A 13,136-nucleotide genomic window follows, 5' to 3' on the forward strand; every position below is an offset into this window, starting at 1 on the left:
GTGCCCACCGCACCCACCCCGGTCCAGATGGCGTAGGCGGTACCCAGTGGCAGTTCCTTCATGGCCAGCCCCAGCAGGCCGAGGCTGATAGCCATGGCGGTGATGGTCAGGGCGGTGGGCAGTGGCTTGCTGAAACCGTCGGTGTACTTCAGGCCGACGGCCCAGCCGACTTCAAACAACCCGGCAAAAAACAGAATGATCCAGGACATGATGACCTCGCTTCTTCAGGCGGGGTCGTCCCCGGATTCAACGCTCGTTGGCGTCGCGAGGTCGTCCCCGCGAAGCCCGTAGAGTGCCGAAAACGGATCGGGCGATCAAGTTTGCGGGGTGTTCTCCAGGATGCGACGGTCTTCCTTCTCGCTCATGCGTCGGAAGTACGTCGACAGCAACGCCCCGGAAATATTGTGCCAGACGCTGAACAGTGCACTCGGCACTGCCGCCAGTGGCGAGAAATGCGCACTGGCCAACGCGGCGCCCAGCCCAGAGTTCTGCATGCCGACTTCCAGTGCCAGCGACTTGCGTTGTGCCAACGGCAGCTTGAACAGTCGCCCAGTGAAGTAGCCCAGCAAGTAGCCGAAGCTGTTGTGCAGCATCACCACGGCCATGATCAGCAGGCCAGATTCGGCAATCTTCGCCTGGCTGGCGGCAACCACCGCCGCGACGATGATCACGATGCTCACCACCGACACCAGTGGCAATACGTCCACCGCGTGGCGAACTCGCTCGCCAAGTACGCGCTGCGCGATCACGCCAAGCACGATCGGCAGTAGCACCACTTGCAGGATCGACCAGAACAGCTCCATGAACGATACCGGCAGCCAGGCCGAGGCCAGCAGCCAGATCAAAGCTGGCGTGAGCAGTGGGGCGAGGAGGGTGGTGACAGCAGCGATGGCCACGGACAGCGCCAGGTCGCCCCGGGCCAACCACGTCATCACGTTGGACGATGTGCCGCTTGGGCAGCAACCGACCAGGATCACGCCGACGGCAATTTCCGGCGGCAGGTGGAATGCCTGGCACAGCAGCCAGGCCACACCCGGCATGATCACAAAGTGCGCAACCACGCCGAGTGCCACGCGCCACGGGTGACGTGCGACTTCGGCGAAGTCTTCGAGTTTTAGGGTCAGCCCCATGCCGAACATCACCAGACCCAGCAGCGGGACGATGGCGCTTTTCAGCCCGATGAACCAGCTCGGTTCGAGGAAGGCGAGCACGGCGAAAATCAGCACCCAGTAGGCGAAGGTATTGCCGACGAAGCGGCTCAAGGCGGCGAGTGCGCGCATGGGGGTGTCCTTGTTGTTAGATTCTTGAAGTGCAAATGCGATCAAATGTGGGAGGGGGCTTGCCCCCGATGGCGGTATGTCAGCCAGCATGTGCGTAGCTGAAACACCGTAATCGGGGGCAAGCCCCCTCCCACATTTTGATCTTCAAACGGCTTAGATGCCCTGTGGCGTTTCTTCGCCGCCGAGTGCTTCGATCAACGCCGGCAGGAATTCACCGAAGGTCAGCATCATCAGGGTAAAGCTCGCATCCAGTTGACCCAGTGCCTCGTCGCCGCCGTCCTGTTCCGCCTGATCTTGCAGCAGATCTTCGAACTTCAGGCGCTTGACGGTCATCTTGTCGTCGAGCATGAAGGACAGCTTGTCCTGCCAGGCCAGGGACAGTTGGGTCACCACTTTGCCGGTGGTCAGGTGCAACTGGATTTCTTCGCCAGTCAGGTCCTGACGCTTGCAGCGCACGATGCCGCCGTCTTCGTGGGTGTCCCGCAGCTCGCATTCGTCGAGGACGAAGAAGTCATCGGCCGGTTTCTGGGTGGTGACCCAGTCGGTCATGATCGCGGTTGGCGCGGTTTTTACGGTGAGTGGGCGTACTGGCAGGGTGCCGATCACTTCACGCAGGGTGGAAAGCAGGTCTTCGGCGCGTTTCGGGCTGGCCGAGTTGACCAGGATCAGGCCTTGTTTCGGCGCGATAGCGGCGAAGGTCGACGAGCGACGGATAAATGCGCGTGGCAGGAAGGCCTGGATGATTTCATCCTTGATCTGATCGCGTTCCTTCTTATAGACCTTACGCATCTGCTCGGCCTCGATCTCTTCGACTTTCTCTTTAAGTGCGTCACGCACTACGCTGCCCGGCAGGATGCGTTCTTCCTTGCGCGCGGCAATCAGCAGGAAGTCACCGCTGACGTGGACCAGGGGAGCGTCTTCACCTTTACCGAAAGGCGCGACGAAACCGTAAGTGGTCAACTCCTGGCTTGCACAAGGGCGCGCCAGTTTGGTGGCCATGGCCGCTTCCAACGCCTCGGCATCAACAGGCAGATCTTGGGTCAGGCGATAGATAAGCAGGTTCTTGAACCACATGGGGTGAGTCTCTCCTTTATACAAAGGGGGGCATTATTCTCTTGATAGCGCCCCAGGCCAACCCTGCCTAAGCCATTGGAAGGCCTCAAAAAAAAGATTTAAGAAAGTGCTTGCCAGACCTAGGGTCGCTCCGTAGAATGCGCGCCACACCGAGACGAAGGGTGATTAGCTCAGCTGGGAGAGCATCTGCCTTACAAGCAGAGGGTCGGCGGTTCGATCCCGTCATCACCCACCATTCGCTTCATGTGTTACGCGCAGCGGTAGTTCAGTCGGTTAGAATACCGGCCTGTCACGCCGGGGGTCGCGGGTTCGAGTCCCGTCCGCTGCGCCATATTTGCTTCCGCCAAGGCCCACTGAACGCCTGGAAGCCACGGAAATAGCGGCCTTGTGCCGCTTTTTTCGTTTCTGGAATCCACTGGATTCCACCTCCAGCCACTTGAAAATTGACCCGCGGCCGATTGCTGATTGTTGTCCCAATAATTGTGGATGACCTTAGCAGCAGTGTCTTCGCTGAAGACTCATCTGGCCCCACCGCATGCAGGCCTGCTGAACGGTGTCTACGGTGAAGTTCAAACGGCTCATCGTCCTCGATACTCTCTTCGTCCTTGCGCTTTCGTTCACACGATTTGATCTTTCTCTGGGCGGCCAAGGTGCTGTGTTGCAGGCGGTAGGACTCGTTGTCCATTTCGACGATAGGACAGCTGTGTGTCAGCCGATCCACTGGGTAAGTGGCGATATCGGGCAATGAGCCCAGCGCTTGCAACCTTGCGACCTGAACAAACCGACGTCCCGGTTAAATCTTGAATTGCCTCAACAAGCCTTCAAGGCGATGACCGATGGCGTACAGTTCATCGACTGTGTGTACGCCGCTTTGCGTCTGGTCTGCGACGTTTTCAATCGCGTGGGCTATCTGATGGACGCTCCGATTGATTTCTTCGGCGACCGACGTCTGCTCTTGCGCGGCGCTGGCGATGTGCGCGTTCATCGTATTGATAGTGACGATCAACTCGACCGCTTTGCCCAGCGATTGCCCGGCTTGTTCCGCGTGCAGGCTGGCACCATGACCTGCTGCGCCTGAATGGCTCATCGCAGTGACGACCTTGGTTGTGGCCAGGTTAAGGCGCTCGATCATCGCTTGAATTTCCTGGGTACTAAGTTGCGTCCGGCTTGCCAGCGCGCGTACTTCATCGGCAACCACTGCAAATCCGCGCCCCGCGTCCCCGGCTCGTGCCGCTTCGATCGCGGCATTAAGTGCCAGAAGGTTGGTTTGCTCTGCGATCGAGCGGATGACATCAAGCACCGTGACAATGCCTTCTACATCGCCTTGCAGGCTTTTCAACGAGACGCCTCCCGCGGACAAGTCCTCGGTCAGGGTGCCCAGTCGGGCGATGCTTTCATTGACGACCTGCCTGGCGTGCTGGGCCTGCAAATCGGTTTCGCCTGCTGCATCTGACGCGCTCTGAGCACTGATGGCTACCTCTTGCGCCGCGGATGACATTTGATTAATTGCTGCGGCGACCTGATCGGTTTCCTGGCGTTGCTGTTCCATGACCTGATCGATGCATTTGCTCTGTTCGGCCACTTGGGTGACCGATGCATTCAGCTCTCGGGCCATGCCGACGATCTGGCTGACCAGCCCATGAATCTTATCCGCGAAGGCATTGAACGACACGGACACCTGGCCGAACTCGTCGCGGCTGATGGGTAAGCGCCGCGTCAGATCGCCTTCGCCCGCTGCGATCTCATCAAGGTGCTCACGAATCCGTGACAGGGGGCGCAGGCTGCTTTTAACCAATAACAAGGCGAGCACGCCGGTGATTCCGAGCGCAACCAAGGCGATGACGGTTATCCCATAGACAAGGCTGCGCACGCGCTGATGGATTTCCCCTCGTACTTTGGCAACCTGGCTTTCGATACTGTCCAGGTTAATCGCGGTGACCACGACCATGTCCCAAGCAGGCAGGTAAAAGCTGTAAGCAAGCTTGGGAACGACTTTATCCGTATTGATCAGGGCGCCTGAATAATTGACGAAGTGGGTGTCGTTCTTCGCTGCGGCCACCATTTCCCGGTTCAGGTAAATTCCATTCTTGTCTTTGCGGTCGCTCATGTTAGTGCCGACGCCTTCGCGGCTGTCGCCTCGAAACAGGCGTACGACCTGACTGTCGTAACCGATGAAATAGCCGTCGTCCCCATACTTCATTTGGGACAGTCGGGCGATCGCCAGCGCACGCGTTGCTTTGTCCCCCGTCTCTGCCTGCGCATACAGTTCCGCTACTGAGGTTCGGGCAAGGTTGGCGTAGTCTTTCAAGCGCTCCCGGCTTTCATCAAGCAGGCGTTCCCGAGTCACCGTGACTTCTTGCTCGGCGCTCGACAGCAGAGTGGTGCTCGTTGTCAGCGCCAGCACCGTGGACAACAGCACCACCGGGGCCAGCACCAGCATCAGTACTTTGTTTTTAAACAGCATGCTTGGGGTTCCTCACCTGAATCTGTATGAACGCGGCCGCAAGGGCCGCGATCGTCGACTTACCAAAGGGCGATGTCATAGGTGAGGTAGAGGCGATTGCTGTCGCGGCCGCGGGAGAACTCAGAACGGTAGACATAGTTGCGCATGCGCACGCCCAGCCCCTTGAACGTGCCGGCTTGCACAACGTAAGCCAGCTCGGTATCACGCTCCCATTCCTTGACCGTGGTCGTGGACTTGCCGTCATTGCCGCTCAGGTAGCGCGTTGAAAAGGTCAAGCCGGGCACGCCGACGGCGGCGAAGTTGTAGCCGTAGTTGAGCATCCAGGTCTTCTCATCCTCCTCAATGAATTTGCCGATGCCGGCATTACTGAACGAGTAGACAGTTGCGCCGCTGATGTAGGGTAAACCGGCATCACCGCGAAGGGTTTGGTAGCCGCCTCCGACGGTATGGCCTGCGATCACGTAGGACAACTGGCCGCTGAGCATGTCATTGTCGATTTTGCCTGCGTAGGCAGAGCCGCTATCAACGCTGTTGAAGTAGCGCAGGTCGCTGGTCAGCACGCCACCGGCAAGCGGAAGGTCGTGTTGGATGCCGGCGAAGTTCTGTCGGTAAAAGTTCTCCAGCTCCCCGTAGAAATAGCTCAGGCGAACATTCTTACCCCATTTGTACTCGGCCCCGGCGTAGTTGAAATCTCCCGATTTTTCCCCGCTGTAGCCATCAGGCACGATCGGCACGCTGTTGGTGGAGTCCCGTAATTTGAAACGGTCCAGATGCCCTCCGGTGACGGTCAGGTTCTCGATGTCGGTGCTGCTGACCTGGGTGCCCTGGTAGGTCTGGGGCAACAAGCGTGCATCGTTGTAAATCAGCACCGGCGTCTTGGGCAGCAAGGTGCCGTACTTGACGGTGGTTTTAGCGAACCTGACTTTTGCGGTAGCGCCGGCGCTGGCAAACTCGTCGGCCGCTCGCCCGTCATCATGCACCGGCATAAGCCCGGTACCACTGCGACCGCGCCCTGAATCAAGCTTTACGCCATACAGCCCCAGGGCATCCACGCCGAAGCCGAGGGTGCCGGCGGTAAATCCAGACTGATAGTCCAGCAGAAATCCCTGGGCCCACTCGGTGCGTTCGCTTTTTGCGGTGCGCGCAGCCCGTGCGCTCAAGCCGTGCTCGTCGCGAAAGTTCTCGTTGAAATACACGTTGCGCAGTTGCAGCTTGAGTTTGCTGTCATCAATAAAACCTTCGGCGTTGGCCCCTGCGACGGGTACCAGGCCTAACGCGCAAAACAAAGCCCGACGGGTATACACATGGTTCATGGCAAATGACTCGTTGTTGTTATTTGGGGTACAGGGCGACACGCGCCTCGTGAGTGAGGCGCGATGGAAGGCAGCAGAGGTTGTGGGTGAATCAGGTGAAGAGGCTGATGGCCCCGGTCAACAAGGCCAGCGCGGTGACGACCAGAGAGGTCAGCACAGCCCATTTGACGGTGGCTTTCTGGAAGTCGCCAATATCGCGATCGACCATGCCCACCAGCAACAGGGTCGAGGCCACCAGCGGACTCATGAGGTGAACGGGCTGCCCCAGGATCGAGGCGCGCGCGATTTCCACCGGGTCGATGCCATAAGCGGCGGCGGCATTGGCCAGGATCGGCACCACACCAAAATAGTAAGCGTCATTGGACAGTACAAAGGTCAGCGGCATGCTGGTGATCGCAACCACCAATGGAAACAGGTGACCCCAGGACGGCGGGATCCAGTCGACGAGGGTCTGTGCCAGGGCATCCACCATCTTTGTGCCGGAGAAGATCCCGGCAAAGATCCCGGCGGCAAATACCAGCAACACCACAGTCATTGCATTGCCCGAGTGCGCCAGGATGCGTTCTTTCTGAATGTCCAATTGCGGGTAGTTGATCATCAGCGCGAGCACGAAGCCGATCAGGAACAGGATCGCGGAATGCATCAGCCCCATCACCAGGGCCGCCATCACCGCTATCACCAGCACCAGATTGACATAGGCCAGCTTCGGACGTTTGTGGGGCGTGTCCTCAAGAATCGCGTTGATGTAGCAATCGCCGCCGCCGCTTTGCAGTTGCACGTTGCCGATACGCTTGCGCTCTGCGCGACCCAGTATGAAGGCCGTGAAGATCACCCACAGGGCGCCGCCGATCATAGTCGGCAGCAACGGCACGAAGTATTCACCGGCATCCAGGCCCAGCGCGGCAATAGCCCGTGTCGCGGGGCCGCCCCAGGGCGTCATGCCACTCATGATGCTCAGCGACAGCATGGAGATGGTCGCGAGGATCATCGGGTTCATGCCGATACGTTTATACAGCGGCAGCATCGCTGCGCAGGTGATCATGTAGGTCGTTGTGCCGTCGCCATCGAGAGCCACCAACAACGACAGTAAGGCAGTGCCTACCGCGATCTTCATCGGGTCGCCATTGACCCGCTTCAGGATTTTGCGGATCAGCGGGTCGAACAAGCCTGCGTCGATCATCAGGCCGAAGAACAGGATGGCAAACAACAGCAGTGCGGCAGACGGTGCGACCATTTTCAGGCCGTCTAGCATCATCTTGCCGGTGGTGCCGCCAAAGCCACCTATGACCGCGAAGACAATAGGCACCACAGTGAGTGCGACGATCGGCGACAAGCGTTTCGTCATGATGAGGAAGGTGAATACGACCACCATGGCCAAGCCAAGGAAAGCGAGCATAGAACGATTCTCTTGTTGTTATCGTAAAAATGGCTGACGCCGAGGCGCACGAGCCCTGACCCGCCGGGCGGCACAACGGCGCCTGGCGGGGAGGGGGGTCAGTCAAGTCAGGGGGGAGGTGTTATCCGGTTTTCTCTAGGCGCGTTTGGCGACCTTCAAATCTTTCCAGGCGTTTCCTGGTGCCTCGGAAGATTTTGCGTCGAGCATCCGGTTCAGCGTTTCGCGGTGGCAGGCGTTTTCAGACATCGAAATCACTACCGTTGCTACAGCGTTACTGGCCAGGCTGGTCAGGGCGCGCGCTTCAGACATGAAGCGGTCAACGCCGATCAGCAATGCCAGGCCGGCCAAGGGGATGTCGTGAATGACCGTCAGGGTCGAGGCAAGCGCCACGAACCCGCTGCCAGTAACGCCGGCGGCACCTTTGGAGGACAACAGCATGATCGCCAGCATGGTGATGATTTGCGTCAGGCTCAGGTCGATGTTGCAGGCCTGGGCAATGAAAATCGCCGCCAACGAGAGGTAGATGGCCGTGCCGTCCAGGTTGAACGAGTAGCCGGTGGGCAGTACCAGGCCCACGACGCCTTTTTTGCAACCCAGTGCTTCGAGTTTCTCCAGCATGCGCGGCATCACAGGTTCCGTGGAAGAGGTGCCGAGTACCACCAGGAACTCTTCCCGAAAGTAGCGCAGCAGTTTCCATAGACTGAAGCCGTTGGCGCGGCAAATGCTACCCAGTACCACGAAGACGAAAAAGCCGCAGGCGATGTACAAGGTCATGATCAACTTCGCCAGCGAACCCAGCGAGGTGATGCCGTACTGGCCGACAGTGAACGCCAAGGCTCCAAAAGCGCCGACCGGTGCAAAACGCATCAGGTAAGAAAAGATCTTGAAGACCATTTGCGAGGCGGATTCGAGCACGTCGAGTACCGGTTTGCCACGCTCGCCCAGCGACGACAAGGCAAAGCCGGACAACACCGCAATAAACAGCACCGGCAACACCTCACCTTTACTGAAGGCGCCGATAAAAGTCTCGGGAATGATGTGCATGAAAAACTCCACAACCCCAAGCTTTGCGGCCGACTCCGTGTATTGGGCCAATCCTTTAGTGCTCAACTGGGTGGGATCAATGTTCATGCCGGCGCCCGGCTGGAACACGTACACCGCGACCAGGCCAATCAATAGGCTGATCACCGTCAGGACGAAGAACAGCAGCATGGTTTTGCCGAGCAGGCGTCCGAGCGAGCGTTTGTCGCTCATCCCGGCGATACCGGTGACGATGGTGCAGAACACCACGGGGGCAATCATCATCTTGATAAGTTTGATGAACGCGTCACCCAGCGGTTTGAGTGCAATGGCCTGCTGGGCCCAGAAGTGCCCAACCACGATGCCGAGCACCACGGCGCAGAGAATCTGGAAGTAGAGCGATTTAACAACTTTCATGGCATCACCCATTTTTAGAATTGTGCGGATGCAAAAATGCCAACGACCGCCGGAATTATCCGGCGAGGCGCTGAGAGTCAGTGGCGTAGACGTAACCGGAAAAAAGCCTGCGCGCGGTGCGTACGACGGACGCTTGAATTGTCTCACCGTTGACGCCGGTGTAGGACAATACGACATCAATTCCGCCGCTAGGGTGTTCGATACGCACCGCTTCAAGGCGCGGCGTACTGATCCCGCCGAGCATCTGCGCGACGATGCTGCCCTCTATCACGCACGCGGTCGCTAAACCAATCGAGCCCGTAATGGCCAGCGCGCGGTGGCAGCTGTGTGGCATGAAATAGCGAACCTGAATCGTACCGCCGGCTTTCGCAGGCGACACCAGGACCGGCTTGGGAATTACCTTGTTGCTGACATCGCCTAAGCCCATGGCCAAGCCGGCCTGAAGCCGCAGTGTCTCAAGGCGTCGCAGGAAGTCTTTATCAGCGTCCAGTTCCGCAGGGGTCTCATCGCCACGCTTGCCCAGTTGGCTGGCCTCGACGAGCACCATGGGCATCGCCATGTCGATACAGGTCACCGCAATGCCGTCGATGACGTCTTGCGTGTTGCCGGTGGGAAAGAGTTTGCCAGTCTTGCTGCCGGCTGCATCCAGGAAGGTCAATTGCACCGGCGCTGCGGTACCGGGCACGCCATCAATGGCGGTATCACCCTCATAACTGACTTTGCCATTCGGTGTGTACACCTCGGAATGGATGAACGTGCCGGTGTTTACGTTGCGAATACGCACACGAGTGCGCTCTTGGGTAGCTTTGACCAGACCCTGTTCGATGGCGAACGGGCCAACCGCGCACAGCATGTTGCCGCAGTTGGGTGCGCTGTCGACCCGGCGTTGCGAAACCATTACTTGAACGAACAAATAATCAACGTCCGCATCCGGGTGCAGCGAAGGGCTGACAATCGCAACCTTGCTGGTTTGCGGATTGCCACCGCCAATTCCGTCGATCTCCAGTTCATGACCGGAGCCCATCAGGTTGAGTAGCAGTTCGTCACGGGCCTCAACGGCTGCGGGCAAGTCCCAGTCGAGAAAAACCGGACCTTTTGAGGTACCACCACGCATCAGCACACAGGGAATTCTTTGCATGACACTGACTCTTGTTGATCAATCGGTGTAATTGATGTTCTTGGAGCAAGAGTCTCAAGCTTTAAAAAATGTTTCAAATGCAAAAATTGAAGCGATTATTGCGTTTTGCGAATGATAAATTTACGCTGAATTTCTTTTTGACGCCTTCTGCTGACGAGATAAGACATGGAATATGAGCTAAACGATATCCGATCATTCGTGAAAATCGCCGAACTTGGGAGCTTTCACGAAGCAGCTGATGCCTTGCACCTGTCTCAACCCGCACTCAGTCGGCGGATAAAAAAGCTGGAAGAGGGGTTGGGCACCGCATTGCTTGATCGCACCACGCGCAAGGTCAGCCTCACGAGCGTCGGCCGTGACTTTCTTCCAAAGGCACGTCGGTTGCTGGACGACTTCGATGAGTCGATTCTCAATATCCGTGAATTGGCCGAACGCCAGATTGGCCGTGTCACCCTGGCGTGCATCCCTACTGCAGCATTCTATTTTTTGCCCTCAGTGATCCGCCTTTATAACGAGCGCTATCCAAAAATCCGCATCCGTCTGCTGGATTTGAGTGCCAATGAGGGGCTTGAAGCGGTACTGCGCGGGGAAGCCGACTTCGGTATCAATATGATGAGTGGGCAGCACCCGGACATTGAGTTCGTCCCATTGGTCAGCGAACCTTTTGTATTGGCGTGCCGGCGTGATCATGAATTGGCCGGACGCAGTTCGGTCACCTGGTCTGAATTGAGCGATTACCGTCTTATCGGGGTAGGGCGCCTGAGCGGTAACCGGATGCTGCTCGATCACGCGCTGTCTGGCTTGAGTTGGCGGCCGCAATGGTTCTACGAAGTCCAGCACCTCTCTACTTCGCTGGGGCTGGTGGAGGCTGGGCTGGGGGTTTCGGCGATGCCGAGCCTGGCCATGCCGGCGGAAGATCATCCCACTTTGGTCAGCGTCCCGTTGATCGAGCCAGTGGTAAACCGCTCATTGGGCCTGGTCTACCGCCGCGGGGCATCGCTCTCGCCGGCAGCGGAAAAATTCGTCTCGATACTGCTTGAGCAGTGGCCGCAATGAGCCATACGGCAAGTATTTTTTCTTAAACACGACGCGGCTCGCCCTCGGCAATCTTGCGCATCAGGCTCAGGTAGCGACTCGCTGCGAGCCCCAGGGGGCGGTTCTTTACCCAGATGATATCGACCCATAACCGCATCTGACTTGGCATGTAGTCAAACACCACCTCCGTCAATGCACCCGAAGTGATCAAGGGTTGTACCAGCGGCTGTGGAAGATAAGCCCAGCCCAATCCTTGCTGCACCAGGTCCAGCGTTGCCAGGTAATTGTCGCTGTGCCAAATGCGCCGTGACAGCACAACACGTGGATCAGAGTCGGTGGGTCCTCCAGTGGCCACGATGATCTGCCGAACGTTGACCAGTTGCTCTTCACTCAAGGGGCTTTTCTTGCCGGCGGCGGCAGGATGATCAGGAGAGGCAACGGCCACCAGCAACTGGCTTCCCGCCTCAAGAAACGTCTCCCGCTCGTCGAGCCCTGGTCGTTCAAATCCAAGCGCCAATTGCACACGTCCCTCATGGAGCATGCGCATCGCCTCCGGATGGGACGCGGAGCGAATCTCGATTTCAAGCGTGGGGAACTCGCTGGCGATAATGGACAGCGGACGATTCCATACGCCTGTTTGCAACTCCGGCGCCATCGCAAGGACCAGGCGCTCCTCCAACCCTTGATGAAGCTGGAGAGCATGGGCGTCCAGCAGGTTTAACTGGCTGGCGACCTGTCGTGCCTGGGGCTCAAGTGCTTTGGCGGCGGCCGTAGGAATGGCTTTGCGGGTTGATCGGTCAAAAAGCAATAAATCCAGCTCTGCTTCAAGCTGCGACACCGCCATGTTGATGGCCGAGGGTACCCGGCCCAATTTGCGTGCGGCGGCAGAAAAGGAGCCGCTGTCGACAACCGCAAGGAAAACTTTCAGTGACTCACTGGTAAACGCCATGGTGGTTGTCAGATTTTCTGATGATGATCGTCTTTATTTATCAGATTTATTAGCCTAATTTCCACTTCCATTACAAATTAAGTACGTGGGGAACACCATGTTAAATACTGATTTGAGGGGGCAAGTGGCACTTATCAGTGGTGCCGGAAGTGAAGCGGGTATTGGTATGGCGATCGCACGCAGGCTGGGTGCAGCGGGCGCGAGATTGATCATCACCGCTAGCAGCAACCGCATCGAGGATCGAGTTAAAGAGTTACTCGCAGAAGGGTTTGAAGTTGAAGGCCGGGCAACTGATCTCACCGATGAACGTCAGGTGCGTGAATTCGGCCTATGGGCCGCGTCAGTCTGGGGGCGGGTCGATATTCTGGTGAACAACGCCGGTATGGCCATGCAAGGAAGCCCTGAAGTTTTCTCGGAATTGGCAACGATGGAACTGCATGAGTGGAATCTTTCACTGGCCAGAAACGTAACGACCGCTTTTCTTCTGACACGGGCCGTTTTGCCCGGTATGAGGGCGAGAAGTTACGGGCGCATTGTCAATATCAGTTCCACCACGGGCACCCGAGGTAGCAATCCGGGGGAAGCCGCTTATAGCGCCGCCAAGGCCGCGATGGTGGGCATGAACATGGGGCTTGCGCTTGAAGTCGCCAAGCAGGGGATTACCGTCAACAGCGTGGCCCCTGGCTGGATCACCACGGGCTCAACCACGCCCGCTGAAGCCGAGGCGGGGCGCTTCACCCCGATTGGGCGCGCAGGCAGCCCCCGCGAAGTGGCGGCGGCGGTTGCATTTCTGGCATCGCCTGACGCCAGTTACATCACTGGGGAAGTCCTCGTGGTGGATGGCGGTAACTGTCTGGTCGAGAACAAAGCCCCTCACGGCGATTATTAAGTTTGAATACGCTCCAGCGCGCTCTATCCACGATATTGGGCGTCGGCTATAACCGAGATTTATAAAAGCGCGATGTATCAAAGAACCGTTGAGTTCTTTGAGCCGTATCCGGCTGTCATTCAGCAACGGACTTTTTATTAATTTGATAATTAACATAGGGT

At 57.8% G+C, this 13,136-nt stretch carries 11 protein-coding genes, 2 tRNA genes and 2 pseudogenes; 4 read left to right on the forward strand and 11 right to left on the reverse strand.

Going from position 1 to position 13,136, the window contains the following annotated elements; genetic code table 11:
- The 3 genes from BW43_RS0127390 to rdgC all read right to left on the reverse strand — a co-directional run.
- Positions 1-209: SMR family transporter (locus BW43_RS0127390; RefSeq protein ID WP_032885980.1), on the reverse strand; the 209-nt coding region annotated here is incomplete at its 3' end.
- 105 nt (positions 210-314) lie between these two features.
- Positions 315-1,280 (reverse strand): bile acid:sodium symporter family protein, encoded by a 966-nt coding sequence (locus BW43_RS18105; RefSeq protein WP_032885981.1) that lies wholly within the window; start codon positions 1,278-1,280, stop codon positions 315-317.
- A 153-nt stretch (positions 1,281-1,433) separates the two neighbouring features.
- Positions 1,434-2,354 (reverse strand): recombination-associated protein RdgC, encoded by a 921-nt coding sequence (gene rdgC / locus BW43_RS18100; protein WP_010567523.1) that lies wholly within the window; start codon positions 2,352-2,354, stop codon positions 1,434-1,436.
- A gap of 159 nt (positions 2,355-2,513) precedes the next feature.
- Here rdgC and BW43_RS18095 point away from each other — a divergent pair.
- Together BW43_RS18095 and BW43_RS18090 are read left to right on the forward strand one after the other, a co-directional pair.
- Positions 2,514-2,589: transfer RNA gene (locus BW43_RS18095), tRNA-Val, on the forward strand.
- A gap of 19 nt (positions 2,590-2,608) precedes the next feature.
- Positions 2,609-2,685, forward strand: a tRNA-Asp gene (locus BW43_RS18090).
- Positions 2,686-2,925: 240 nt separating this feature from the next.
- On the opposite strand, the pseudogene BW43_RS28270 reads toward BW43_RS18090, so the two are convergent.
- From BW43_RS28270 to BW43_RS18065, 7 genes and pseudogenes are all read right to left on the reverse strand, one after another.
- Positions 2,926-3,078 (reverse strand): annotated as a pseudogene (locus BW43_RS28270) (AAA family ATPase); the annotation flags it as partial.
- Positions 3,079-3,147: 69 nt separating this feature from the next.
- Positions 3,148-3,969, reverse strand: a complete 822-nt coding sequence (locus BW43_RS29550; RefSeq protein WP_371260712.1) for a methyl-accepting chemotaxis protein — start codon at positions 3,967-3,969, stop codon at positions 3,148-3,150.
- A gap of 36 nt (positions 3,970-4,005) precedes the next feature.
- Positions 4,006-4,818: pseudogene (locus tag BW43_RS29555) on the reverse strand (cache domain-containing protein); the annotation flags it as partial.
- Positions 4,819-4,877: 59 nt separating this feature from the next.
- The gene (locus tag BW43_RS18080; RefSeq protein WP_032885983.1) at positions 4,878-6,131 is read right to left on the reverse strand and encodes an OprD family porin; all 1,254 of its coding nucleotides are present in this window, start codon (positions 6,129-6,131) and stop codon (positions 4,878-4,880) included.
- 91 nt (positions 6,132-6,222) lie between these two features.
- Positions 6,223-7,527, reverse strand: a complete 1,305-nt coding sequence (locus BW43_RS18075; protein WP_032885984.1) for a CitMHS family transporter — start codon at positions 7,525-7,527, stop codon at positions 6,223-6,225.
- 135 nt (positions 7,528-7,662) lie between these two features.
- Positions 7,663-8,976: a dicarboxylate/amino acid:cation symporter gene (locus tag BW43_RS18070; protein WP_032885986.1), complete on the reverse strand. Its 1,314-nt coding sequence runs from the start codon at positions 8,974-8,976 to the stop codon at positions 7,663-7,665.
- 43 nt (positions 8,977-9,019) lie between these two features.
- Positions 9,020-10,102, reverse strand: a complete 1,083-nt coding sequence (locus tag BW43_RS18065; RefSeq protein WP_032885987.1) for a 4-oxalomesaconate tautomerase — start codon at positions 10,100-10,102, stop codon at positions 9,020-9,022.
- A gap of 165 nt (positions 10,103-10,267) precedes the next feature.
- Here BW43_RS18065 and BW43_RS18060 point away from each other — a divergent pair, with 165 nt between their 5' ends.
- Positions 10,268-11,158, forward strand: coding sequence for a LysR family transcriptional regulator (locus tag BW43_RS18060; RefSeq protein WP_032885988.1), 891 nt, complete (start codon positions 10,268-10,270; stop codon positions 11,156-11,158).
- Positions 11,159-11,180: 22 nt separating this feature from the next.
- On the opposite strand, the gene BW43_RS18055 is transcribed toward BW43_RS18060, so the two are convergent.
- Complete coding sequence (locus BW43_RS18055) at positions 11,181-12,086, reverse strand: LysR family transcriptional regulator (protein ID WP_032885989.1); 906 nt, start codon at positions 12,084-12,086, stop codon at positions 11,181-11,183.
- A gap of 97 nt (positions 12,087-12,183) precedes the next feature.
- Between BW43_RS18055 and BW43_RS18050 the strand changes: the two genes are divergently transcribed.
- Positions 12,184-12,975, forward strand: coding sequence for an SDR family NAD(P)-dependent oxidoreductase (locus BW43_RS18050; RefSeq protein ID WP_032885990.1), 792 nt, complete (start codon positions 12,184-12,186; stop codon positions 12,973-12,975).
- The last annotated feature ends 161 nt before the right edge of the window (positions 12,976-13,136 follow it).

The sequence above is a fragment of the Pseudomonas sp. RIT357 genome, assembly GCF_000632245.1.
Classification (GTDB): Bacteria; Pseudomonadota; Gammaproteobacteria; order Pseudomonadales; family Pseudomonadaceae; genus Aquipseudomonas; species Aquipseudomonas sivasensis.

Bases quoted from the DNA above. Each gene is read 5' to 3' on its own strand.
- BW43_RS18105 (WP_032885981.1), bottom strand. From the start codon at position 1,280: ATGCGCGCACTCGCCGCCTTGAGCCGCTTCGTCGGCAATACCTTCGCC.
- rdgC (WP_010567523.1), bottom strand. From the start codon at position 2,354: ATGTGGTTCAAGAACCTGCTTATCTATCGCCTGACCCAAGATCTGCCT.
- BW43_RS29550 (WP_371260712.1), bottom strand. From the start codon at position 3,969: ATGGCCCGAGAGCTGAATGCATCGGTCACCCAAGTGGCCGAACAGAGC.
- BW43_RS18080 (WP_032885983.1), bottom strand. From the start codon at position 6,131: ATGAACCATGTGTATACCCGTCGGGCTTTGTTTTGCGCGTTAGGCCTG.
- BW43_RS18075 (WP_032885984.1), bottom strand. From the start codon at position 7,527: ATGCTCGCTTTCCTTGGCTTGGCCATGGTGGTCGTATTCACCTTCCTC.
- BW43_RS18070 (WP_032885986.1), bottom strand. From the start codon at position 8,976: ATGGGTGATGCCATGAAAGTTGTTAAATCGCTCTACTTCCAGATTCTC.
- BW43_RS18065 (WP_032885987.1), bottom strand. From the start codon at position 10,102: ATGCAAAGAATTCCCTGTGTGCTGATGCGTGGTGGTACCTCAAAAGGT.
- BW43_RS18060 (WP_032885988.1), top strand. From the start codon at position 10,268: ATGGAATATGAGCTAAACGATATCCGATCATTCGTGAAAATCGCCGAA.
- BW43_RS18055 (WP_032885989.1), bottom strand. From the start codon at position 12,086: ATGGCGTTTACCAGTGAGTCACTGAAAGTTTTCCTTGCGGTTGTCGAC.
- BW43_RS18050 (WP_032885990.1), top strand. From the start codon at position 12,184: ATGTTAAATACTGATTTGAGGGGGCAAGTGGCACTTATCAGTGGTGCC.